Annotated in this window: 20 protein-coding genes; 8 read left to right on the top strand and 12 right to left on the bottom strand. The window is 66.3% G+C overall.

Annotated features, from left to right (window positions below):
- Nucleotides 1-428: 428 nt before the first annotated feature.
- Both AC5RTT_RS06220 and AC5RTT_RS06215 read left to right on the top strand, forming a co-directional pair.
- Nucleotides 429-944: a glutathione peroxidase gene (locus tag AC5RTT_RS06220; RefSeq protein ID WP_494144474.1), complete on the top strand. Its 516-nt coding sequence runs from the start codon at nt 429-431 to the stop codon at nt 942-944.
- 159 nt (nt 945-1,103) lie between these two features.
- Nucleotides 1,104-2,033: a phosphodiesterase gene (locus AC5RTT_RS06215; RefSeq protein WP_494144473.1), complete on the top strand. Its 930-nt coding sequence runs from the start codon at nt 1,104-1,106 to the stop codon at nt 2,031-2,033.
- A 74-nt stretch (nt 2,034-2,107) separates the two neighbouring features.
- On the opposite strand, the gene AC5RTT_RS06210 is transcribed toward AC5RTT_RS06215, so the two are convergent.
- The gene (locus AC5RTT_RS06210; RefSeq protein ID WP_494010845.1) at nt 2,108-3,523 is read right to left on the bottom strand and encodes a stealth family protein; all 1,416 of its coding nucleotides are present in this window, start codon (nt 3,521-3,523) and stop codon (nt 2,108-2,110) included.
- A gap of 272 nt (nt 3,524-3,795) precedes the next feature.
- Nucleotides 3,796-4,725 (bottom strand): hypothetical protein, encoded by a 930-nt coding sequence (locus tag AC5RTT_RS06205; RefSeq protein WP_494144472.1) that lies wholly within the window; start codon nt 4,723-4,725, stop codon nt 3,796-3,798.
- A 147-nt stretch (nt 4,726-4,872) separates the two neighbouring features.
- Between AC5RTT_RS06205 and AC5RTT_RS06200 the strand changes: the two genes are divergently transcribed.
- Nucleotides 4,873-5,172, top strand: coding sequence for a type II toxin-antitoxin system VapB family antitoxin (locus AC5RTT_RS06200; protein WP_009358464.1), 300 nt, complete (start codon nt 4,873-4,875; stop codon nt 5,170-5,172).
- Entirely contained in the window at nt 5,165-5,845 is a 681-nt protein-coding gene (locus AC5RTT_RS06195) for a LytR C-terminal domain-containing protein (RefSeq protein ID WP_494144471.1), read from the top strand. Before AC5RTT_RS06200 ends, AC5RTT_RS06195 begins: the two co-directional genes overlap by 8 nt.
- Nucleotides 5,846-5,878: 33 nt before the next feature.
- Here AC5RTT_RS06195 and AC5RTT_RS06190 read toward each other — a convergent pair whose 3' ends face one another.
- Together AC5RTT_RS06190 and AC5RTT_RS06185 are read right to left on the bottom strand one after the other, a co-directional pair.
- Entirely contained in the window at nt 5,879-6,529 is a 651-nt protein-coding gene (locus AC5RTT_RS06190; protein WP_494010842.1) for a TetR/AcrR family transcriptional regulator, read from the bottom strand.
- Nucleotides 6,530-6,582: 53 nt separating this feature from the next.
- Complete coding sequence (locus tag AC5RTT_RS06185; protein WP_494144470.1) at nt 6,583-7,281, bottom strand: DsbA family oxidoreductase; 699 nt, start codon at nt 7,279-7,281, stop codon at nt 6,583-6,585.
- 224 nt (nt 7,282-7,505) lie between these two features.
- Here AC5RTT_RS06185 and AC5RTT_RS06180 point away from each other — a divergent pair, with 224 nt between their 5' ends.
- Nucleotides 7,506-8,567, top strand: coding sequence for a glycosyltransferase family 4 protein (locus tag AC5RTT_RS06180; RefSeq protein WP_494144469.1), 1,062 nt, complete (start codon nt 7,506-7,508; stop codon nt 8,565-8,567).
- Between the two features lie 57 nt (nt 8,568-8,624).
- Nucleotides 8,625-10,763, top strand: coding sequence for an amylo-alpha-1,6-glucosidase (locus AC5RTT_RS06175; protein ID WP_494144468.1), 2,139 nt, complete (start codon nt 8,625-8,627; stop codon nt 10,761-10,763).
- Between the two features lie 4 nt (nt 10,764-10,767).
- Here the strand turns inward: AC5RTT_RS06175 and AC5RTT_RS06170 are convergent, their stop codons facing one another.
- Genes AC5RTT_RS06170 through AC5RTT_RS06145 form a run of 6 tightly spaced genes read right to left on the bottom strand, consistent with a single transcriptional unit; the run spans nt 10,768 to nt 16,403 of the window.
- The gene (locus AC5RTT_RS06170) at nt 10,768-11,301 is read right to left on the bottom strand and encodes a GNAT family N-acetyltransferase (RefSeq protein ID WP_494144467.1); all 534 of its coding nucleotides are present in this window, start codon (nt 11,299-11,301) and stop codon (nt 10,768-10,770) included.
- A gap of 11 nt (nt 11,302-11,312) precedes the next feature.
- A complete protein-coding gene (locus tag AC5RTT_RS06165) occupies nt 11,313-12,329 on the bottom strand; it encodes a Gfo/Idh/MocA family protein (RefSeq protein WP_494144466.1) in 1,017 nt (338 codons plus the stop codon).
- A gap of 4 nt (nt 12,330-12,333) precedes the next feature.
- The gene (locus AC5RTT_RS06160) at nt 12,334-13,335 is read right to left on the bottom strand and encodes a sugar phosphate isomerase/epimerase family protein (protein WP_494144465.1); all 1,002 of its coding nucleotides are present in this window, start codon (nt 13,333-13,335) and stop codon (nt 12,334-12,336) included.
- Nucleotide 13,336: 1 nt separating this feature from the next.
- Nucleotides 13,337-14,500, bottom strand: a complete 1,164-nt coding sequence (locus tag AC5RTT_RS06155) for a Gfo/Idh/MocA family protein (protein WP_494144464.1) — start codon at nt 14,498-14,500, stop codon at nt 13,337-13,339.
- 17 nt (nt 14,501-14,517) lie between these two features.
- Nucleotides 14,518-15,660, bottom strand: coding sequence for a Gfo/Idh/MocA family protein (locus tag AC5RTT_RS06150; protein WP_494144463.1), 1,143 nt, complete (start codon nt 15,658-15,660; stop codon nt 14,518-14,520).
- Nucleotides 15,657-16,403, bottom strand: coding sequence for a sugar phosphate isomerase/epimerase family protein (locus tag AC5RTT_RS06145; RefSeq protein WP_494144462.1), 747 nt, complete (start codon nt 16,401-16,403; stop codon nt 15,657-15,659). The genes AC5RTT_RS06150 and AC5RTT_RS06145 overlap by 4 nt, the downstream gene beginning before the upstream one ends.
- Before the next feature lie 139 nt (nt 16,404-16,542).
- On the opposite strand from AC5RTT_RS06145, the gene AC5RTT_RS06140 reads away from it, so the two are divergent.
- A complete protein-coding gene (locus AC5RTT_RS06140; protein WP_494144461.1) occupies nt 16,543-17,763 on the top strand; it encodes an ROK family transcriptional regulator in 1,221 nt (406 codons plus the stop codon).
- Nucleotides 17,764-17,909: 146 nt separating this feature from the next.
- On the opposite strand, the gene AC5RTT_RS06135 is transcribed toward AC5RTT_RS06140, so the two are convergent.
- Entirely contained in the window at nt 17,910-18,869 is a 960-nt protein-coding gene (locus AC5RTT_RS06135) for a D-2-hydroxyacid dehydrogenase family protein (protein WP_494144460.1), read from the bottom strand.
- A gap of 141 nt (nt 18,870-19,010) precedes the next feature.
- Here AC5RTT_RS06135 and AC5RTT_RS06130 point away from each other — a divergent pair, with 141 nt between their 5' ends.
- Complete coding sequence (locus tag AC5RTT_RS06130; RefSeq protein WP_494144459.1) at nt 19,011-20,204, top strand: MFS transporter; 1,194 nt, start codon at nt 19,011-19,013, stop codon at nt 20,202-20,204.
- A gap of 234 nt (nt 20,205-20,438) precedes the next feature.
- On the opposite strand, the gene aceB is transcribed toward AC5RTT_RS06130, so the two are convergent.
- A complete protein-coding gene (gene aceB, locus AC5RTT_RS06125; RefSeq protein ID WP_494144458.1) occupies nt 20,439-22,091 on the bottom strand; it encodes a malate synthase A in 1,653 nt (550 codons plus the stop codon).
- Between the last annotated feature and the right edge of the window lie 162 nt (nt 22,092-22,253).

The raw sequence follows: 22,253 nt of genomic DNA, 5'->3' as shown, positions 1-22,253 counted from the left end.
TTCGCCAGTCCCCGTTGAGCCAACCCCGCCACCGGCTGAGCCTGCGCCGACACCTGTGGAGCCCGCGCCGGCTGAGCCTGCGCCTGCTCCGGTTGAGCCGGCGCCTATTGAGCCTGCGCCATTGCCGGTTGAGCCGGTGCCGACTGAACCTGTGCCGGTTCCGGTTGAGCCGGCGCCAGCCCCCATTGCGCCGACGCCAACCGAACCTGTGCCGGTTCCGGTTGAGCCGGCGCCAGCCCCCATTGCGCCGACGCCAACCGAACCGGCGCCAGCCCCCATCGAGCCGACGCTAACCGAACCGGTGCCGGTGCCGGTGCAAACAGCGACGCCGGAGCAAACCGCGACATCAACCCCGTAGGGCCGGGCAGGCCTCCAGGAGAATTCGAGGCGCCACCCGTACACAGTTTGACCGGCTACGAATCCCCGACGTGAACAACTTCGTGAGGACCAAACGCCCGGCGTCCCTGTACCCCATTCCGCTGACCCTGAATGACGGCACCGAGACGGAGTTCGAAAGGTTTAAGGGGAAGGTGGTGTTGGTGGTCAACGTAGCCTCCAACTGCGGCTTTACTCCCCAATACGCCGGCCTGGAAGCCCTCTACGGGAAGTTCCGGGACCGCGGCTTCGAAATCCTCGGCGTCCCGTGCAACCAGTTCGCGGGCCAGGAGCCGGGCAGCGACAGCGGGATCGCCGAATTCTGCCGGCGCAACTTCGGCGTGACTTTTACCCTGACGGAGAAGGCTCGGGTGCGCGGCAAAGGCCAGCACCCGCTGTATGCGGAGCTCACCAAGTTCAAGACCGGACTGCTGCCGGGGTTGGTGAAATGGAACTTCGAGAAGTTCCTGGTGAACCGCGACGGCGAGGTGGTGGACCGCTTTGCACCCACTGTTGAACCGGACTCGGCGGTGATTATCGACGCGATCGGGAAGGCCCTGGGCGATTGACCGGCCCCGGGGCGAAGAAAGTGCGCAGAAGCGCAGTTCTTTTATCTTTTTCCACATCGGCTACGGCGATTTGCCCAAAGTTTGCCAAATGTCTGGTTGGATAAATATTACTGAAGGGTACCAGGGAAGAGCCGCTTCCCACCGACCACAGAGGTAGCAATGGAGCACATCGAGGCCGAACATCCCCGGCCACGCCACTTCCTACTCCACTTGAGCGATCCCCATCTGTTGGGGGGTCCGGATCCCCTGTACGGCGTTGTTGACAGCGAAGCCCGCCTCATCCAGCTCTTTGACGAGGTCAAGGCGTCCGGGGCGCGGCCTGAGGCTGTCATTTTCACCGGTGACCTCGCAGACAAAGGCCATCCCGAGGCGTACCGGAAGCTGCGCGCCATCGTGGAGCCCGCATGTCAGGAGATGGGTTCGCAGGTTATCTGGGCCATGGGCAACCACGACAACCGGGCGAACTTCCGGAAGGGCCTGCTGGACCAGCCAAGCAACGACGCCCCCGTGGACCACAGCTACTTCATCAACGGCCTGCGCGTCATCACCCTGGACACCTCGGTTCCCGGATTCCATCACGGCGAGCTGAGCGGGTCGCAGCTGGAGTGGCTGGCCCGCGAACTGGCGACCCCCGCTCCTGACGGCACCATCCTGGCATTGCACCATCCGCCGGTCCCGTCGGTCCTGGACCTCTCAGTGCTGGTGGAGCTGCGGGACCAGGCCTCGCTGGCGTCCGTGGTGCGCAACTCGGACGTCCGGACCATCCTGGCCGGCCACTTGCATTACTCCACCACGGCAACGTTTGCCGGCATCCCTGTCTCGGTGGCCTCGGCAAGTTGCTACACCCAGGACCTCAACGTCCCGGTGGGCGGCACCCGCGGGCAGGACGGCGGGCAGGCATTCAACCTGGTGCACGTCTATGAGCACACCATTGTCCACTCGGTGGTTCCGCTGGGCAGGTCGACGACGGTGGGCGAGTACGTGACCCCCGAAGAGACCGCGCGACGGCTCGAGGCAGCAGGGGTCCGGATTCCTGAGACCACCAAGCAGCGCAGCGGGGCCCGGCTGGGCGTGCCTTCCAATAGCTAAAAAAGCAAAAGCAGGAGGCCGGTCCCGTCGGGACCGGCCTCCTGCATTTGCTGCCGTGCTGGGACCGTGGTGTGCTATTTCTCCCAGGGCGCCTTGACAGGGAAGTACTTCTCCAGGAAGTCGGTCACCACTTCGGCCCGCTCGTCAGCATCCACCTCGGGGAAGCTGCCGTCGTTGAGGCAGAAGAAGTCCATGTTCCGCTTGGCCAGCAGCTTGGGAAGGTAAGTCAAGCCGGCGCGCATGGTGGTATCCACGTAGCGGACCTTTGCGGCCGTCTGGGTGACCGCACGGCCGGTCAGCAGCGCGTAGTAGTGGTAAAAGGAGTTCGTGACGGAGATGTTGTCCGCGGCACGGAACCGGCTGGCCGCAGTCTTCCGGAACTCCTCGGGGAACTCCTCTTCCATGGTGGCCACCACGCTCCGCCGGAGCGGTGCAGCACAGTGCTCCAGGTGCCGCGTGGTGATCCGGCCGAACCGGTTCCACAGCAGCTTTCGGTTAACCCTGGCGGCGTTTTCGAAGCCGCTGCGCTCGGCAGCGTTCTCGCCCAGGCCGATCCGGGTTTCCGCCTCAATGAACTTGGTAATCCCGCCCGGGGTGAAGAACAGGTCCGGGCTGACGGGCCTGCCAAAGAACATGTCGTCGTTGGAGTAGAGGAAGTGCTCCGAGAGCCCCTCAATGTGGTGCAGCTGGCATTCCACAGCCTGCGAGTTGTGCGTGGGCAGCACCGACGGATCGCTGAAGAACTCCTCGCTCCGGACGATCGTCACGGAGGGGTGGTCCGCCAGCCACGCCGGGGCCGGGGAGTCCGTGGCGATGAAGATGCGGCGGATCCACGGTGCAAACATGTACACGGACCGCAGTGCGTACTTGAGTTCATTGATCTGCCGGAAGCGTGCCTCATGGTCGTCGCCCTCGCCCAGGACATGGCCCTTCTGCTGGGCGCGCCGGGCGGCAATGTACTCCGGGGAACTGCCGTCCACCCAGGAGAACACCAGGTCGATGTCGAAGCTGATGTCGCTGGCGTGGTCCGCGAACATGTTCTCGATGGTGGGCCAGGTGTGCCCGTAGCGCTCCACAGTCCCGCGGACCGCGTCCTGGCGCAGCAGGGTCCGGCGCGTCAGGGAGTTCTCGATAGGAAGGATGATCTCCTCGCCCTCGAAGGACCAGAGCTCGATCTGCACGCCGGCGGAGGCACCGAAATCAAAGCCGCCCCCGGGTTCAACCCGCGGCCGGTACAACCGGAAGATGCGTGCCTGGCGGCTGGTTGAAAGCTCGCCGTCGGCTACGAGGACGGCGGTCTTCTTCTTGGCATCCACCGTCATGGAGTAGAAGGGCTCGTCCCGGCAGGCCTCCACCAAGGCGGCGCGCAGCTTCTTCCTGTCCCTCCAGTCCAGGGCTATGACCGGACGGTCATTGTTGCCGCGGACCAGCAGGTAGGCCAGGCCGGAATCCGCGAGGACATTCCGCAGAAACAGCAGGTCCTCCACCATGGCCTGGTAGTGGGTCCTGTTGTAGTTGATCAGGGCATAGCGGCCCTTGTGCCTGATGACGTCGGGGCGGTGCTTCAGGCGACGCTCCGCAGCAGCGGAGGTCGCCTCCTCGTGAAATTGTTCCTCTACGGACGCCTGGCCACCGAAGTAGATTTCGTCCTGAACCGGTGCTTCTGTAATGGTTATCTCCGTGCTGGTGAATTATGCGTTCCTACCTGCATGATAGCCCCGCCCGGGAAACGGCAGGTTCCGGCCGGCCGCCGGCCACGGCCCTAGACGCCCAGCGCCTCCCGCCAGCTCCGCAGGAAAGCGCCGCCGGCGTCGTCATGGATGACCGTGGCGTCAAGCCCGAGGTCGGCCGCAGTGAGGACCTCGTACGGCTTGGCCGGAACACCATCGGCGGGACGGACGTCCACGTGCTTCACCGCATGGTCGTTGTGGTGCAGCCAGTCCGCCATCGCATAGTCCGTGCGGGAATCGCCCACTGTCCGCCAGGCCTCAGGGGTGATGCCCTGCGCGGCCAGCAGTTCCACCGCCCGGCTGGCACCGAGGTCCTTGCCCAGGCGAACGGACTCGATGTCCGTGGAGATGATGGTGGGGTCCACGCGGTAGTCCACCTCGTCGTCGGAATTCGGGGCATGGTGGTCCAGCCGGACCACGCCCAGCCCGTGCCGTGTCATCAGGCCCACGGCATCGGCGTCGAAGAGCTTTTGTTCCGCGAGGTACTCGGCGCTGGGGACCTCGATGTGCTGCTCCACGGACACCATGGCCCGCTTGGTCTCGTCGAAGAACATGTGCGCCGCGTAGTCCTCGGCCACCAGCCGGCGGACGTCGTCCCCGTAAGCCGCGGGTACGGCGAGCTCACGGTCCACGTGGATGGGGCCGGGACCGGCCGAGGTGTAGCTGAACCAGACGGCACCCTTTTCGCAGACTGCGTGGATGATGGTGCCGCTGGGGATTCCGGCCTCGATCATGGGTGCCATGACCTGTTCACGAATGAAGGCGTCCGAGCGGCCCGTGTTGAAGATCACGGGGATACCGGCGGTGGCGAGCGCCACCAGGTCGCTGATGATCTCCGGTTTGACGTCGCGCGTGAGCGGACTCGCCACCGGGCCGTCAACGTCGAGCAGGAGCGCCAGGGGTGGTGTGGACGGCGCGTGGACACCGGGCACGGGCATGGCGGGGGACTCGGAAGCTGTCATGGGGCCCATTCTTTCAGCAGCGCCGGACAGTTCCTGAACCGGCAGCCGAAGATCACCGGCTGTGACATGGTCACTGTTTGGCTACAACCTGCCGGCGGCACGGCCGGGCACTTTCGCTCAGCTTGCCGGGATGCCTAGGGTTGCAGGGTGATATTCAAAGCTGTGGGCGAGGGCCGCCCTTACCCCGACCATGGTTACAGCACGCCCAAGGAGTGGGCGTCGCTGCCGCCGCGGCCGGTGCGGCTGGACGAACTGGTGACTACCAAGCGCACCCTTGACCTGGAGGCCCTGCTGGCCGAGGACTCCACTTTCTTCGGCGACCTCTTTCCGCACGTGGTGCAGTACCAGGGGACCCTGTACCTGGAGGACGGCCTGCACCGTGCCGTGCGGACGGCACTGCACCAGCGCACCGCGATCCATGCCCGGGTCCTGGTGCTCGATGGCTAGGAAAAGGAAGGTGCAGGATGCCAGCATCCTGCACGGCCACCACGTGGTGAGCGGCCCGGAACTGCGGGCCACCTTCGGCGCGGCGGCCCGGGACGCGGACGATACGGCCAGGGTGCGCCGCAGGGTGCTCCACGGCATTGTGCTGGTGCTCCTCATTGGCGTGATCGCCGCGGGCATCATCACTGCCCTGGCGATCATCAACGGACAGTTCACCATACCCACGGCTGAACCGGCCGAGGAAAAAGTCTCCACGTGCCCCGCGGCCACTTTCGACTACACGCTGCCGGAACAGATCAATCTGAATGTCTTCAACTCCACCAGCAGGCCGGGCCTTGCCCGGTCCGTGGCGGACGAGTTCCTGGCGCGAAAGTTCGTGGTGGGGGATGTGGGCAACGTCGACGCAGGCTACCGGGGTGTAGCCGCAGTGATCTCCGGTGCAGCTGGACAAGCTGCCGCTTTCAGTGTCCAGCGTAACCTGCCGGGTTCGGACTACTTCCAGGACGGCAGGACGGACGGCAGCGTGGACGTGATCCTGTCACAGGATTACACGGCGCTGGCCCCGCCCGACCTCGTGGACCAGACGCCCGGAAAGCTCAGCTGTCCCCGGGAAAGCCGCCGCGTTGCCGATGATGACAGGTGGCCGGTCATGCCGTCGGCGGCGCCGGCCTCCTGAACCGCGGCTTCCTGGCCTGGCGCTTTCCGGTACTTAGCCGGCCACGGCGGGCAGTGGGGCGATCCGAACCGGGTGGCCTTCGTCGTCGAACCTTGCCCCGGCGCCCAGCTGGATGAATCGCACCGTCCTGGCCACGCGCGCCTCCAGTTCCGCCGGCTCGTCACTGCCCCGGGCTGCGCTGGAGGAGAGCGTTCCCAGGATCAGCTGCGCCTGCTGCCCGATGTCCGCCACCGGCAGGTAGCCCTGGGCCATCCCGTCGCGCAGGATGCCCTGCAGCAGCACGCTCAGCTCGCCAACATGGTCGGCCAATTTTGCAAACGACGACGGCGACAGGACGGCGCCCATGGCGGGGCCCGGGGGCAGGTGGCGGCGGGAGAGGTCCACCACCTGGGCGCGCACGTACAGAGCCAGCCGTTCCACCGGGTTGTCCAGCCGGTCCAGGGCGTCGCGCAGTTCCGTGAGGAACTTCTCCGTCTCGTCGAGGGCGTACGAGATGAGCAGTTCCTCGATGTCCGCGTAGTAGTTGTAGACGGCGGTCCGCCCCACGCCGGCGTGCCGGGCCACGTCTGTCATGGTCAGGCCGGGGAGCCCGTGCGAGAAGAGGAGTTCACCGAAGGCCGTTAGGATGCGGCGCTGGGTGTCCGCGCGCTGCTCGGCGTTGCTGGCCGCTGAAATCCTTGGCATACAGACACTTTACCGCTGTGTGTCAGTAAACCTGGTGCCGGACGTGCCCAAATTCAGACCGTGCAGCCGCCGGGGCCGCAGGCATCGCCTTCGCCGGAGTTCACCAGCACCAGCGGGTTGGCATCCTGCCAGGCCTGGTTGAGCGCCGCCGTGAAAGTCGCTGTGGGTTGGGCCCCGGAGAGGCCGAACTTCCGGTCGATGACGAAGAACGGGACACCGCTGATGCCCAGGGACCGTGCCTCTTCGATATCGAAGCGGACGTCGTCGGCGTACTTGTCCGTGGTGAACAGTTCCTCCAGCTCGCCGGCGGGGATGCCCAGGTACTTGCCCAGCGCTGCCAGGTACTCCCGGCTGCCGATGTCCTTGCCGTGCTCGAAATGGTCGCTGAGCAGGCGCTCCTTGGCTTCATCCTGCCGGCCGTGGGCGGCAGCGAGGTGGATCAGGCGGTGCGCAGCGAAACTGTTGGCCACCACCACCTTGTCGAAGTGGTAGTCCAGTCCCTCGCCCCTGGCCTGCTGCGCAACATGGTCGAACATCTGCGAAACCTGCTCCGGCGCGATGCCCTTGCGGGTGCTCAGGTACTCCTGCTCCGTGCCGTCATAGTGCTCCGGAAGGGTGGGGTCCAGCTGGTAGCTCCGCCACGTGACCTCCACTGCGCCGCGGTGGGGGAAGGCGGCCAGGGCGGCCTCGAAACGGCGCTTGCCGATGAAACACCAAGGGCATGCGACATCGGACCAGATCTCAATCTTCATGCCAGGAACAACCAGCCGGCGGTGCCAGCCATTCCGTGCCGCCGTGTTAGATACCCCACAGTAGGTCTTGTGGCCGGACGGATCGTGGGCAATAGTCTGATGTAGGTCATGCAGAGGCCGTCGATAGTTCAAACACCGCAAGTGGATAGCTAGAGCGTCCCCGCGGTGCTAACTAACTGCCTGGTTTAGCTGGGAAGCCCGGCCACATCACCTGGAGGCCAGGAATGCGGATTGGACTTGTTGCAGGACCGTGGATTCCGGTTCCCCCGCCGGCATACGGGGGCACGGAAAGGGTTGTGGACACCCTGGCCAGGGGCTTCACGGCAGCCGGGCATGAGGTCCTGCTGGCTGCCCCGTCGGACAGCACCTGCCCCGTTCCTCTGGTCGCCGGGATGCAGCCGTCAGCCCGGGAGGATATGGGCCTGACCATTTCCGAGTTCAGCCACGTGATCAGGGCCTACGAGGGCCTGCGGGACGTGGACATCATCCACGACCATACGCTGGCAGGCCCGCTGTACATGCACCGGCCGGCCGGGATTCCACTGGTTACCACCATCCACGGGCCGCTTCACAGCCAGGCGGTGGATATCTACAGGGCCATAGCCCAGCGCGCTTCCATTATCGCCATCTCCCGGGACCAAACCTCTCACGCACCCTCTCTCCCTGTCACACGTGTGATCCACCATGGCATGGAGGTCGGGGTTGTGCCGGTGGGCAGCGGTCAGGGTAACTACCTGTGCTTTGTGGGACGAGCCTGCCCGGACAAGGGACTGGTGGAGGCCATCACGATCGCCCGTCAGGCCGGAATGCCGCTAAAGATCGCAGTGAAGATGCGGGAGCAGGACGAGATTCGCTACTTCCAGGACGTCATCGAACCCATGCTCGGGCCGAACGAAGAGTTTGTGGGGGAAGTCAACGACGACTCCAAGTTCAAACTGATGGGCGAGGCGCTGGCGTTCCTCAACCCGATCCAATGGCCGGAGCCATTCGGGCTGGTGATGATCGAGGCTCTGGCGACCGGCACGCCGGTGATTGGTACGCCGATTGGTTCCGCCCCTGAAATCATTGAGCATGGCCGCACCGGTTTTCTGGGGCCCACACGCGACTTGGCCGGGTTCGTGGAAGCCGCGGCAGACATCAGGAGGGACCAGTGCCGCCAGGCTGTTGTGGACCGGTTCAGCATGGAACGCATGGTGGCCGAACACCTGATGCTTTTCACAGAGCTCCTCGAAGGGAAGGTGCTGGCGGGGGTTCCGGATGCGATCAGGCTGCACCAGAATCGTTAAGGGCGGGCGGGCAACCGGTCCCGGCAGCACCCGCCGTTGGAGATAGGGAGTCCTTCCATGACCGCCTGGAACGAAGACAACGAGGCATCCGTGTCCGGCTCCGGCTCCGTAACTATCCTGGAAGGCTCGTCGTTCTGCATCTCGTCCGGAAGCGGTGATATCAGCCCCGACGGCAGCGCGAACGGGGTGTTCTTCCAGGACACCCGCATCATTTCCGCCTGGGTCCTGCGGATCAACGGCGCCCTGCGCGAACCTCTGGTGGCGCAGCGGCCGCATCCTTTCGAAGCAACGTTCGTGGGCAGGGCAACCTGGCCCGGCGGCCGGTTTGACAGCCCCTTGGTGGTCCGGCAGATCCGCCACATCGGGCCGGGACTCCAGGACGACATCACGCTGGAGAACTTTGCCGCCGAACCGGTGGAATGCGACATCGAGCTCCTGGTGGATGCGGACCAGGCGGACCTCTTCGACGTGAAGGGTGCACGGACCACCGGCATTGACGACGCGACCCGGGAAGTAGTGGACGGCCGGCTGGTCATCGAAGCCACCCGGCACGGCCAGCAGCGCGGAACGGTGGTCGGTGCCAAAGGCGCGGACGTCAGCACGGACGGGCTCCGTTTCCGGGCCACCATCCCGGCCCGGGGCAAATGGACCGTCAGCATCATCGTGGTGCCGCTGGTGAACGGGTTGCCGCCTGAGAAACCATTCCGCGACGGGCAGTTGCCGCACCACCGCGAGGGCGTCCGCCGGCACCTGGACTGGGAAGAAGGCGTACCGCGGCTCAGCATCGAGGACGTCAAGCTGCAGGAACTGCTCAACCGGAGCCAGCGGGACCTGGGCGCGCTGCGCATCTTCGACGCCCACCATCCGGAACGCGCGGCAGTTGCCGCCGGCGCCCCCTGGTTCATGGCCCTGTTCGGCCGGGACTCCCTGCTGTCGTCCTACATGAGCCTGCTGGTCAACCCCAACCTGGCCGCAGGTACGCTCCAGACCCTGGCGGGGATCCAGGGGAAGAAGATTGACCCGGACTCCGAGGAGGAACCCGGACGCATCCCCCACGAGGTCAGGCTTGGCGTAACCGCCGGACTGTCCCTGGGCGGCACCGCCTATTACGGAACGGCCGATGCCACCCCGCTCTTCGTTGCCCTTTTGGGCGAACTGAGCCGCTGGGGGCTCTCCCGCGATGTCATCCGGCCGCTGCTGCCGCATGCGGACCGGGCACTGGATTGGATTGAGAAGTACGGAGACCGGGACGGCGACGGGTTTGTGGAGTACTGCAGGCCCAATGACCACGGCCTGGTTAACCAGGGCTGGAAGGACTCCTGGGACGGCATCAATTTCGCCGACGGCACCATGGCGGAAGCCCCCATCGCACTGTGCGAAGTACAGGCCTACGTCTACGCCGCCTACATCGGCCGGTCACTGCTTGCCCGCTGGGACGGGGACGTGGCGCTGGAAAACCACTGGGCGGAGCGTGCAGCCGAGCTGAAAGCTGCCTTCAACGAGAAGTTCTGGCTGCCGGACAAGGGATACTTTGCCGTGGCACTGGACAAGGACAAGCGCCAGGTGGATGCCTGCACCTCCAACATGGGCCACTGCCTCTGGACCGGGATCGTGGACGAGGACAAGGCGGCGTCCGTCGCCGAACACCTGATGTCGCCGCAGATGTTCACCGGCTGGGGGATCCGGACGCTGGCCTCCGACATGGGAGCATACAACCCCGTCAGCTACCACAACGGCTCCGTCTGGCCCCATGACACCGCGCTGGTTGCCACCGGACTGATGCGGTACGGCTTCGTGGAAGAGGCCAAACGGGTGGCCGAGGGGATTTTCGACGCCGCTGAGCACTTCGATGGCCGGTTGCCTGAACTCTTTTGCGGCTTTGACCGGGGCGAGTTCCCGGGGCCGGTGCCCTATCCCACTGCCTGCTCGCCGCAGGCCTGGGCTGCGGCTGCGCCGGTGCAGCTGGCCCGCGTGCTGCTCCGCTTCGATCCCGTCTACACCCATGGACTAGTGCATCTGTCGCCGATCCTGCCGGAATCCGTGGGCGAGTTCCGGGCCGAGAACGTTCTGCTGGACACGTCCCGGATCACCATCAAGGCCCGCGGGACTGGCGGCAGCATCGACGGGCTGCCGCCGGGCGTGAAGCTGCTGCCGGTTCCCCGCCCGCCCCTGGCCTACCCGCTGGAGGGCTACTGAGGAACTAGGGGACCTCGCGCTCCAGCACGAAGTCGTGTTCCACGGTGCTGCCCAGCTGGAAGGATTTGGTGCCCACCTTGCGGAACCCTGACTTCTCATAGAAGCGGATGGCCCTGGCGTTCTGGCTGTTGACGCCCAGCCAGGCCCCGGCCCCGCCGGCGGCAGCGGCGGCCTGGAGGCTGGCGTGCATCAGCTCGGCTGCCGCGCCCAGGCCATGGTGCCCGGGGTGGACATAACACTTGCTGAGCTCCACGGACGGCAGCAGGGTGAGCGCGGCGGCCACCTCCGGGTCAGCCGCCGGGCGGTTGACCAGCAGGCTGTACCCGTCGAGCGGGCCGCCGGAGTCCAGCACCAGGATGGTGATGTCCGGATCGGCGAGGTAGCCCCGGAAGTGACGCTCGCTGAGCGTATTGGCCAGGTGGGCCGAAATGTCTTCGGGTGACGACGACGGCGGGCAGGCCAGTGGAAAGGTGACCGCCGCCAGCGCAGCCAGCGCCCCGGCGTCGTCCGTTGTTGCCCTGCGGATGGTGTGGCTCACGGTGCCCTATCCTAAGGCTGCCGGTCGGCGTCGTAGATGAGCCCGATCTGGCGCCGGATCTCGTCCATGGCGGCCATGATGGCCACGCTCTCGCCGGGCGGCAGCAGGCTGCCCGCGGTCAGCCCGTCGCTGACGAGCCGTTCCAGTTCCGCGGCCTGGTACTGCATGCCCCGGCCCTGCACGGGTTCGTCGAAGCGCTCCGCGATGTTTCCCGAAACGTCGTACCGGGTGAACGGGGTGGGGTTGTACCAAACGGAATCAATCTCCACCCAGCCGCCGGTTCCGATGACGGCTGCCCGGTTGTTCCCCGCCATGTCCAGCGCGCAGTCAACGATCGCCTGCTGCCCGTCCGCATACTCGAAGATGGCCGCCGTCTGCCGGTCCACCCCGGTTGCGGTCATGGCAGCGCTCGCAAGGATCCGCTGCGGTGCGCCGAGGACGTCAAAGGCAAAGGCGATGGGGTAGATGCCCAGGTCCAGGAGGGCGCCGCCGCCCAGGGCCGGATCATTGAGCCGGTGCGCGGGGTCCTTGGGAAGGTCCTGGTTGTGGCTCGCCACCACCTTGCGGATCTCGCCGAGGGTCCCGTCGGCCACGATATCGCGCAGCCGCGCCATGTGAGGCAGGAAGCGGGTCCACATCGCCTCCAGCGCCACCAGCCCCTTTCGGGCGGCAACGTCCACGATCTCCTGTGCCTGCCGGGCGTTGATGGTGAATGCCTTTTCCACCAGCACGTGCTTTCCCGCGTTCAGGGCCAGCAGGGCGTTTTCGTGGTGGAACACGTGGGGAGTGGCAACGTACACCACGTCGACATCCGGGTCGGCCGCCAGGTCCTCGTAGCTGCCGTGTGCCGTGGGAATGCCAAACTGCGCCGCAAATGCCCGGCTCGTTTCCATGGATCGGGAGCCCACGGCCTGCACCGCGAACCCGTTGTCCAGGAGGTCGCGGACCTGCAGGTCGGCGATGAAGCCGGTGCCCAGGATTCCCCAGCGGAGCCGGCCGTCGGAAGTGCCGCTGCTGTGGTTCGTCACGGCCCTAGTCCTTGCTGCTGAAGGCGGCGTCGAAGGATGCGGTGGAGGCGGGGAAATCGAATTTCTTGAGGTTGGCGAGGGCTTCGGGGGCGCCGTGGAGGCGGTCCATTCCGGCGTCTTCCCATTCCACGCTGATGGGGCCGTCGTAGCCGATCGCGGCGAGGGCGCGGAAGGACGCTTCCCAGGGGACGTCGCCGCGGCCGGCGGAGACGAAGTCCCAGCCGCGCCGGGGGTCGCCCCAGGCCAGGTGGGAGCCCATGACGGTGTTCCGGCCGGTCTGGCGGATCTTGGTGTCCTTGCAGTCCACGTGGTAGATCCGGTCCTTGAAGTCCCAGATGAAGGAGACGGGGTCGATGCCCTGCCACATCATGTGGGACGGGTCCCAGTTCAGCCCGAACGCCTCGCGGTGGCCGATCGCTTCGAGGGTGCGGACGGTGGTCCAGTAGTCGTAGGCGATCTCGGACGGGTGGACTTCGTGGGCGAAGCGGACGCCGCATTCGTCGAAGACGTCCAGGATGGGGTTCCAGCGGTCTGCGAAGTCCTGGTAGCCGGCGTCGATCACCTTTTGCGGAACGGGCGGGAACATGGCCACGTATTGCCAGATGGCGGAGCCGGTGAAGCCGACGACGGTGTCCACGCCGAGTGCCTTGGCCAGGCGGGCGGTGTGTTTCATTTCCTCGGCGGCGCGGGTGCGGACGCCTTCGGGATCGCCGTCGCCCCAGACTTTGGACCGGACGATGCCCTGGTGGCGGAAGTCGATGGGGTCGTCGCAGACGGCCTGGCCGGTGAGGTGGTTGGAGATGGCCCATACCTTGAGGTTGTACTTCTCCAGCACGGCGAGCTTGGATGCGACGTAGCCCGGTTCGTCCCAGCGCCAGGCGTCCAGGTGGTCGCCGGAGACCGCGATTTCCAGGCCGTCGTAGCCCCAGCCGGAAGCCAGTTTTGCGACTTCCTCGAAGGGCAGGTCGGCCCACTGGCCGGTGAACAGGGTGAATGGGCGGGGCATGTCAGGCTCCTTTGGAGGTTCTGGCGGGAACATGGACGAGGGCACTTTTCGCGGCGGCGGATTCCTCCACGGCGTCGAGGATGTACTGGACGTTCAGCCCTTCCTCGAACGACGGCGAGGGCTGGGTTCCCTCCTGGATGGCGGTGAGGAAGTCGCGGATCTGATGGGTGAAGGTGTGCTCCCAGCCGATGATGTGGCCCTGCGGCCACCACGCGTCCAGGTAGGGGTGGTCCGGTTCGCTGACCAGGATCCGCCGGAGGCCCTGTTCACGTGCCGGGGCGGTGGTGTCAAGAAAGCCAAGTTCGTTCAGGTTTTCCAGGTCGAAGTGGATACTGCCTTTGTCCCCGTAGATTTCGATCTTCAGGCTGTTCTTCTGACCGGTGGCCACCCGGGACGCCTCTACCGAGGCGATGGCTCCGGAGGCGAGGGTCAGCGTTGCCCAGGCGGCGTCGTCGACCGTTACGTCCTCCGGGCCGTCCGGGCCCGGGCGGCGGTCCACGAAGGTCTGCAGCCGGCCGGTGACCTCGGTGACCTGGCCGCCCAGCAGGAACAGGACCTGGTCCACTGCGTGGGAGGCGATGTCCCCGAGGGCCCCGGACCCTGCGGTCTCCTTACGGAGCCGCCAGGTCATAGGTGCCTGGTCGTCGGCCAGCCAGTCCTGGAGGTAGGCGGCACGGACGTGCCGTACCGCTCCCACCCGGCCTTCGGCAATGAGTTCCCTGGCCAGGGCCAGGGCGGGCACGCGCCGGTAGTTGAAGCCGACCATCGACTGCACACCCCGGGCGCGTGCGGCCGCCGCAGCCGCGGTCATGGCCTCGGCCTCGGCGAGTGTGTTGGCAAGGGGCTTCTCGACCAGGACGTGCTTGCCCGCCTCGAGCGCGGCGATGGCGATCTCGGCGTGCATCCAGCCCGGTGCGCAGATGTCAACGATGTGGATATCGTCCCGGGCAATCACATCGCGCCAGTCCGTGGCGGACTCGGCCCAGCCGTACTTCCCGGCCGCCTCCGCCACCTGCCCTGCATCCCGGCCCACCAGGACCTTCTGCTCGATTGCCGGGACGTCGAAGAAACTGGCAACGTTCCGCCACGCGTTGGAGTGGGCCTTCCCCATGAAGGCATAGCCGATGGCGGCGATGCCCAGCGGACCCTTTGTGCCTGGATCCATGGGCACTGACACCTGGCTCATGCGGTGCCGCCAAGGGTCTGGGTTTCCGGTGCCCAGTCCTCGGGCAGGGGAGCGGACGTGGGGGCGGAGCTTTCGACGTCGACAAAGGTGCCGGATGCGATGGATTCGGAGATGGAGACCATGCTGTCCAGGACGTGGTACGCCAGCTGCCCGGTGGCGCGGTGGGGGACGCCGGCGCGGAGGGAGCGGGCCATGTCCAGCACTCCCATGCCACGGCCGTTGGCCGGACCGGTGGCCGGGATGGTGGTCCAGTCCTCGTCACCGGCGCGCCAGAGCCTGGTGTCGCCGTCGAAGTTGTTGGGGTCCGGCAAAGAGATGGTGGCCTCGGTACCGGTGATTTCAACGAACCCCATCCGGGCCCGGGGGGATTCGAAGGAAAAAACGCTGTGCGAGGAAGCGCCGGACTCAAACTGGGCCATGGCCGAGACGTGGGTGGGCACCTCCACGCTGAACTCCTCGCCGGCTTTCGGGCCGGAGCCGATGACGCGGACCTCCTTGGCCTTGGAACCGACGGCGGCAACTTTGCGGATGGAGCCGAAGGCCTGGACCAGGGTGGTGAGGTAGTAGGGGCCCATGTCGAACAGCGGGCCTGCCCCGGATTGGAAGAGGAAGGCCGGGTTGGGGTGCCAGGACTCCGGGCCCGGGGTCTGGAACGTGGTCATCGCGGTCAACGGGGTGCCGATGTCGCCGCGCTGGATCAGCCGGAGTGCGGTCTGCAGGCCGGCGCCCAGGAACGTGTCGGGCGCGCAACCGAGCCGGATCCCGGCAGCGTCGGCGGCCTTGAGCAGGCCCAGCCCGGAGTCCCGGTCCAGGCTGATGGGCTTTTCGGTCCAGACGTGCTTGCCCGCGTTCACGGCTGCCGTTGCCACCTCGACGTGGGCCGCCGGGATGGTGAGGTTGACGATGATTTCGACGCCGGGGTGGTTCAGCGCCTTCTCCACGCCGCCCCACTCGGGGATGCCGTATTCCCTGGCCCGGGCCTCGGCGGCCTCCTCGAACAAGTCCGCGATGACGTGGACTTTAAGGTCCGGGAAAACCGTGAGGTTGTCCAGGTACTGCTTGCTGATATTGCCGGCGCCGATGACGCCGACACCCACCGGACCCCGGCGGGAAGAGGCTGCGGTTGCGGGGATGCTCATGCCTTGATCCCTTCGCCCGATGCCAGCAGGAACGACAGGCTTTCGTTAATGCCCTCGAAGATGTCCCCGGAGTAGTCGTCGAACTCCACCACGCCCACCTCCAGGGACTTTGCGGCGGCGATCACATCTATGACCGGGACCTTCCCCTGCCCGGCGGGCTGCTGGGCCTTGGTGTCCGTGGTCAGGGGTCCGTCCTTGATGTGGATGAATTTCACCCGGTCCCCGAGTTTGGTGAGGATCTCTACCGGGTCCTGGCCGCCGACTGCCACCCAGTAGGTGTCCACCTCCAGGACCAGTTCCGGATCGAGCAGGTCCGCGAAGTATTCCAGTGCGGTCCTGCCGTCGATGATGGACTCCAGCTCCCAGGCGTGGTTGTGGTAGCCCACCCGGACACCGTATTCCGCGCCTTTCCTGGCGGCGGCATTCAGCTGCGCTGCTGTTTGCTGGATGTCCTCCTCTTTCTGCCACCGCTCCGCCGGAATGTAGGGTTCGATGACCGTCCGGATGCCGAGGTCCCTGGCCGCTGCGAAGATTTCGTCCTGGTCCTGGCTCAGCAGCGGTGCGTGGCCGGAGGGCGCGGTGAGGCCGTTCTCCTTGAGGGCGGCGCCAAGTTCCTTGGCGGTGGCAACGAAGTTGTACGGCTCCACCTGGGAAAAGCCGATCCCGGCAACCCTTCTGATGGTGCCCGGCAAGTCCTTCGAGATTGCGTCGCGGACGGTGTACAGCTGCAGTGCGTAGGACATGGTGCTCCTGGCGTCGGTGGCGGGCATTCGGCATAAAAAGGGGCGAGGCGGCCTAGTGCAAAGCTAGAAGGACTTTTGACGGACGTCAAGCAAAAGTTGTTGACGTGACAGCAGGAAGTGGCCGTGTTATCTATGGTTGATGACCAAAAGCCATGGAGAAGGGGCTGCCCTCCTCGAGTACCCGGCGTCCCAGGGGCGGGCCGGAGACCTTTTCCAGCTTTTGCGGGACGGCAAGGCACGCACCAGGGCTGAGCTTGCCGGACGCACCGGCCTTGCACGTTCCACCGTGGCATCCCGGATCGAAACGTTGATGCTGTCCGGCCTGGTTGGGCCCGCCGGTGAGGCGAGCTCAAGTGGCGGCAGGCCGCCGTCGCGCTTTGCCTTCAACCCCTCGTCGCGCGTGGTCCTGGCCGTCGACGTCGGGGCAAGCCACGTGATCGTGGCCGTCACCGACCTGGGCGGGAAGATCCTCGCCGAACAACGGCTTGCCCGGCAGGTGTCGGACGGCCCGGAGGCGGTGCTGGACCAGGTGGTGGGGCAGGGCAGGAAACTGCTCGCCTCGGCAGGGCGGAAGGCAGGCGGGCTTGCGGGCGTGGGCATCGGCCTGCCCGGCCCGGTGGAGCACGATACGGGAAAGCCGGTGAAGCCTCCCATCATGCCGGGTTGGGACGGCTTCGACGTGGTTGGCTACGTGCAGCAGTCCCTCCGCGTCCCTGTACTGGTGGACAACGATGTGAACATCATGGCCCTGGGGGAGCGGACCGCCCATTGGCCGGAGCACGGCAACTTCTTTTTCGTGAAGGTGGCCACGGGCATTGGCTCCGGAATTATCAGCAGCGGCGAACTGCAGCGCGGCGCCAACGGCACGGCCGGAGACCTGGGACATGTCCAGCTGGCGAGGGGCGTAGACGTGCAATGCGCGTGCGGGAATTATGGCTGCCTCGAAGCCCTGGCGTCAGGCCCCGCCATTGCCCGCGTTTTGCGGGAACAGGGGCTGGATGCGGCAAAGGGCTCTGATGTCCTTCGGCTCGCCTCCGACGGCAACCTTCAGGCCATCCAGGCCCTGCGCCAGGCGGGCCGGGATGTCGGTGAGGTGCTGGCCACAGTGGTGAACCTCCTCAACCCGTCTGTGATTGTGGTGGGCGGCAGCATCGGTGCGTCAGGGGAACACCTGGTGGCCGGCATCCGGGAAGTGGTGTACCGGCGGTCGCAGCCACTGGCCACCTCGCACTTGCGGATCGCCATCTCAATCGCCGGGGACCAGGCGGCAATTTTGGGTGCCAGCCGGATGGTCACCGAGTACGTTCTCTCGCCGGCGGCCATCGAGGCAACGCTTGCGGGAACAGCCGCTGCCGGCTGAGCAGCGGCTACGGCGCCATCAGCACGTCGATGAGCGGACCGTCTGCTCGCTGGCAGGATACGCCGGAACCCGCTTGGCCCCCGCGGCACCGACAGCGTCGACGTGCGGATCCCCGCCCGGCCGTCGTCATACGAGGTACTTCAGCGTCAGCCGCTGATGGTGCGGATGGGGGAGCCGGCCAGCCAGGCGGTCACATCCTCGAACGCTCCGCCGTAAAACTCCCGGTAGCTTTCCTGGGTGACGTACCCAAGGTGCGGCGAGAGGACGGTGTTGGGGGCGGCCAGCAGCGGATGCCCCGCGGGCAGCGGTTCCTCGTCGAACACGTCCAGGGCCGCACCGCGGATCCAGCCCTGGCTGAGCGCCCGGATCAATGCATCCTGGTCCACCAGCGGACCGCGGGCGGTGTTCACCAGGGTCCCCTCGGGGCCCAGCAGCCGCAGTTCCGCTTCTCCAACCGTTTTCTCGGAGCGCGGGGATAACCGCAGATGGAGCGTCACCACATCCGAGGCGCGGAACAGCTCTTCCTTGGACACCAGCCGCGCCCCGGCCTCTTCCGCCGCCCCGGCGGTGAGGTTCTGGCTCCACGCCACGACGTCCATCCCGAACGCCCGCCCGTACCCGGCCACCCGGCGCCCGATCTTCCCCAGCCCCACAATGCCCAGCGTTTTGCCCGCCAGCTCAAACCCCACGGTTGACTGCCAGGTTCCGGCCCGCAGCGAGTTCTCCTCCGCCGGCAGGTGCCGTGCGGCGGCGAGCAGCAGGGCCCAGGTCAGTTCGGGGGCGGCGGTGGGCGAGCCGGGCGTGCCGCACACCGTTACCCCGTGGTCCGTGGCGGCGGCAACGTCAATGGACGCGTTGGCCATCCCCGTGGTCACCAGGAGCTGGAGGGCAGGCAGTTTCTCGAACACCTCACGCGGGAATGCCGTCCGCTCACGCATGGCAACCACAATGCTCACGTCAGCCAGCGCCGAGACCAGGGCGTCGCGCGAGGCAAAGGGCTCCCGGAACGTGGTAACGGAGACGCCCTCGGCTTCAAGCGCTGCCCAGTCCGCGAAGCCGTGCGCCACGTCCTGGTAGTCGTCAAGGATGGCAAGGCGGTGCTGCATGGCGGTGTCCTTAATCCCGAAGTTCCTGGCGTGATGTTCATCGTATGGCAGGGCGCCCTCGGCACGGCCCGAAACCGCGCACCGGTGGGGCGTGATAGCAATGGGAGTGATGAAACCCCCGGTTACCCAGCAATTTGCCGCATGAGCGGCCGGTCCCTCGCCCGCATTCCCGCCAGCTGGATCCTGCTTGCCTGCATCGGTCTCCTCGCATTGAATCTGCGGGGCCCCTTCGTAGCGGTCGCCCCGGTGGTCGGCCTGATGCAGGCAGAACTGGCATTTTCACCGGTCATGCTGGGGCTTCTGACCAGCATCCCCGTCCTCTGCTTCTCGCTGGCCGCGCCGCTGGCTTCCCTCGCCGCGAGGAAGTTCGGTGCCGAATTCGCGGTGACGCTGACCATCCTCGGGGTCCTGGCAGGCGTCCTGGTCCGCTCGGCTGGCGGCCCGGCACTGGTGGTGGCCGGAACGGTGCTGATCGGCGCCGCCATTACCGTGGGGAACATTGCGGCGCCCCTGATCATCCGGCGGGACTTTGCCCCGGCCCGGCAGGGAACCGCGATGGGGATCTACACGGCGGCGCTGAACGTGGGTTCGTTCCTCACCTCCGTGGTGACGGCACCGCTCGCGGACCTGGCCGGGTGGCGGTTTGCGCTCGGTGCGGTGGCCGTCCTGGCCGTGGCGGCGATTGTCATCTGGACCCTTGCTGTAGGGCCCCGCAACGCCTTCCTGGTTTCCGGCGCGGACGGCACTGACACCAGGCGGCCGCCCGTCAGCGGACTCGGTTGGATTACCGCCGGACTGACGGCCGGATTCGGCGGCCAGGCCTTCTCCTACTACGGCGTCACCGCGTGGCTCCCCAGCTACCTGCACGACGAGCTTGGCATGTCCGTGGCCCAGGCCGGCGCCGCGTCCTCCATCTTCCAGATCCTTGCCATCGTGGGCGCGCTGGGCGTCCCGTTTGCCGCGAAATATTGGGGCCCGACGGCGGTGGCGGTCACCGTGGGTGCCTTATGGCTGACCGTTCCGGTGGGGCTGCTGCTGGCGCCACAGCTGTGGTGGCTGTGGTCCGTCTTCGGCGGCATCGCCCAGGGCGGAGGCATAACGGTCATCTTCATCGCCATCATCCGGCTGGCACGCGACCAGGCCTCCGCGGGCAAGATGTCCGCCACGGTCCAGGGCCTGGGCTACGCGCTCGCCGCCGTGGCGCCGCCCCTGCTGGGTTTCGTCCACGACGTTTCGGGTTCCTGGACTCCGGCGCTGCTGGTCATTCTGGCCTCGGTGCTCGCTTTCTGCTTTGGGACCACACTCTCCGTGCGGAAGGTGCCGCGCGGACGCTGAGGTTCGTCCCGTCGTCGTCATTCTTTCTGCCCTTCCCCCCGGACGCTCTCTCACTTATCGCAGCTTAACGGCCGACGCTCTCTCACTTGTTGAGAAAAGTGAGAGAGCGTCACGGGTTTTCTTGCATTGAGTGAGAGACGGTCCGAAAGGGTTGCTCCGCCGCCGGGCCGGCCCTCCGGATTTCGGAGGTGCCTGTTGCGATAGGGCGTGCCGACCCGGCGGACGGAAACTTTGTCAGGCTGCGGCGAGTTCCTCAACGGTGGCCTTTTCGCGGGCTTCGGTGAGGTAGCGGGCGTAGGCGGGCAGGGTGAGGAAGGACGGAAAGTCCTGGGCGAGAGTGACTTCTTCGAAGATGTCACGGGCGTCTTCGAAGCGGTCGCCGTCGAAGCGCTCAAGCCGGGCGAACTCTTCTTCCAGCATGTGCTCCACCCATTCCTTCGTGATGATTTCGCCATGGTCGGTGATGGCCCGGGCGTAGATCCACTGCCAGAGCTGGGAGCGGGAAATTTCGGCGGTGGCGGCATCTTCCATGAGGTTGTGGATGGCTACTGCGCCGTTGCCGCGGAGCCAGGACTCGATGTAGCGGATCCCGACTTCGATGTTGTTCCGGATGCCCTGTTCGGTGATGGTGCCGTGGAGTGAGGCGATGTTGATCAGGGCGCGGTCGTCCGGGGTGACGTCTTCGCGGAGCTTGCCGAGCTGGTTGGGCTTTTCGCCGAGGATGGTGTCGAACACCTCGCGGCATACCGGGACGAGGTCGGGGTGGGCCACCCAGGAGCCGTCGAAGCCGTCGTTGGCCTCGCGGGTCTTGTCCGCACGCACCTTCTCGAGGGCGTTGGCGTTCGCTTCGGGGTCCTTGCGGTTGGGCACGGCCGCTGCCATGCCGCCGATGGCCATGGCGCCGCGCTTGTGGCAGGCCCGGACGAGTTGTTCGGTGTAGGCGCGCATGAAGGGTGCGGTCATGGTCACCTGGCCGCGGTCGGGGAGGACGAAGCGGGGGCCGCGGGTGCGGAAGTTCTTGATGATGGAGAAGATGTAGTCCCAGCGGCCGGCGTTCAGGCCGGCAGCGTGGTCCCGCAGTTCGTAGAGGATTTCCTCCATTTCGAACGCTGCGGTGATGGTCTCGATCAGCACGGTGGCGCGGATGGTGCCCTGGTCGATGCCGAGGAGGTCCTGGGCGAGGATGAAGATGTCGTTCCAGAGCCGGGCTTCTAGGTGGTTTTCGATTTTCGGCAGGTAGAAGTACGGGCCCTTGCCCTGGGCCAGGAGGCGGCGGGCGTTGTGGAAGAAGTAGAGGCCGAAGTCCACGATGCCGCCGGCGACGGGCTCGCCGTCGATGAGCATGTGCTTTTCGGGCAGGTGCCAGCCGCGGGGGCGGACCACGATGGTGGGCAGGTCCCGGGCGGGGCGCAGCTTGTATTCCTTGCCTTCCTCGGTGGTGAAGTCGATCCGGCGTTCCAGGGCGTCGGTGAGGTTCAGCTGGCCCTTGATCACGTTCCGCCAGGTGGGGGTGGAGGAGTCTTCCATGTCCGCGAGCCACACCTTGGCGCCGGAGTTCAGGGCGTTGATGGTCATCTTCTTGTCCACCGGCCCGGTGATCTCCACCCGCCGGTCCTCCAGCCCCGGGGCAGGGGGAGCGACCCGCCAGGACGGATCGTTGCGGATGTGCTCGGTCTCCCGCAGGAAACGGGGATCCGCGCCGGCGGCAATGTCGGCCCGCCGTGCCCGCCGCGCCTGCAGCAGTTCCTTGCGCCGCTCAGCCGTGGCCCGGTGCAGCTTGGCAATGAACTCGAGGGCGTCCGGAGTCAGCACCTCATTCTGCCGGCACACGGGCTGCGCAGTCATGGTGATGCCATTGATGGTGAAGCTGTCAGTAAAGCTGTTCATTTCAAGTCTCCTTAAAGACGAAAAGGGAAGTTCGACGGCGGTAGGCGGCGGGGTGGCGACTGAGGCGCGAGGCCGAGGAGCCGGTGTCGCGGCAGCCTGCGTAAAAGGGGCCCTGCGTCCCGGTCGGCCTCGCTCAGCGAGGTCCAAACCGGGACGTGGGGA

The sequence above is a fragment of the Arthrobacter sp. Y3221157 genome (assembly GCF_059089865.1).
This window is presented reverse-complemented; position numbering and strand designations above follow the sequence as displayed.

Excerpts from the sequence above, each read along its gene's own strand:
- AC5RTT_RS06160 (WP_494144465.1), bottom strand. The coding sequence starts at position 13,335 with ATGCCCCGCCCATTCACCCTGTTCACCGGCCAGTGGGCCGACCTGCCC.
- AC5RTT_RS06145 (WP_494144462.1), bottom strand. The coding sequence starts at position 16,403 with ATGTCCTACGCACTGCAGCTGTACACCGTCCGCGACGCAATCTCGAAG.
- AC5RTT_RS06155 (WP_494144464.1), bottom strand. The coding sequence starts at position 14,500 with ATGGATCCAGGCACAAAGGGTCCGCTGGGCATCGCCGCCATCGGCTAT.
- AC5RTT_RS06215 (WP_494144473.1), top strand. The coding sequence starts at position 1,104 with ATGGAGCACATCGAGGCCGAACATCCCCGGCCACGCCACTTCCTACTC.
- aceB (WP_494144458.1), bottom strand. The coding sequence starts at position 22,091 with ATGAACAGCTTTACTGACAGCTTCACCATCAATGGCATCACCATGACT.
- AC5RTT_RS06175 (WP_494144468.1), top strand. The coding sequence starts at position 8,625 with ATGACCGCCTGGAACGAAGACAACGAGGCATCCGTGTCCGGCTCCGGC.
- AC5RTT_RS06150 (WP_494144463.1), bottom strand. The coding sequence starts at position 15,660 with ATGAGCATCCCCGCAACCGCAGCCTCTTCCCGCCGGGGTCCGGTGGGT.
- AC5RTT_RS06180 (WP_494144469.1), top strand. The coding sequence starts at position 7,506 with ATGCGGATTGGACTTGTTGCAGGACCGTGGATTCCGGTTCCCCCGCCG.
- AC5RTT_RS06185 (WP_494144470.1), bottom strand. The coding sequence starts at position 7,281 with ATGAAGATTGAGATCTGGTCCGATGTCGCATGCCCTTGGTGTTTCATC.
- AC5RTT_RS06190 (WP_494010842.1), bottom strand. The coding sequence starts at position 6,529 with ATGCCAAGGATTTCAGCGGCCAGCAACGCCGAGCAGCGCGCGGACACC.
- AC5RTT_RS06135 (WP_494144460.1), bottom strand. The coding sequence starts at position 18,869 with ATGCAGCACCGCCTTGCCATCCTTGACGACTACCAGGACGTGGCGCAC.
- AC5RTT_RS06195 (WP_494144471.1), top strand. The coding sequence starts at position 5,165 with ATGGCTAGGAAAAGGAAGGTGCAGGATGCCAGCATCCTGCACGGCCAC.
- AC5RTT_RS06130 (WP_494144459.1), top strand. The coding sequence starts at position 19,011 with ATGAGCGGCCGGTCCCTCGCCCGCATTCCCGCCAGCTGGATCCTGCTT.
- AC5RTT_RS06140 (WP_494144461.1), top strand. The coding sequence starts at position 16,543 with ATGACCAAAAGCCATGGAGAAGGGGCTGCCCTCCTCGAGTACCCGGCG.
- AC5RTT_RS06210 (WP_494010845.1), bottom strand. The coding sequence starts at position 3,523 with ATGGTGGAGGACCTGCTGTTTCTGCGGAATGTCCTCGCGGATTCCGGC.
- AC5RTT_RS06205 (WP_494144472.1), bottom strand. The coding sequence starts at position 4,725 with ATGACAGCTTCCGAGTCCCCCGCCATGCCCGTGCCCGGTGTCCACGCG.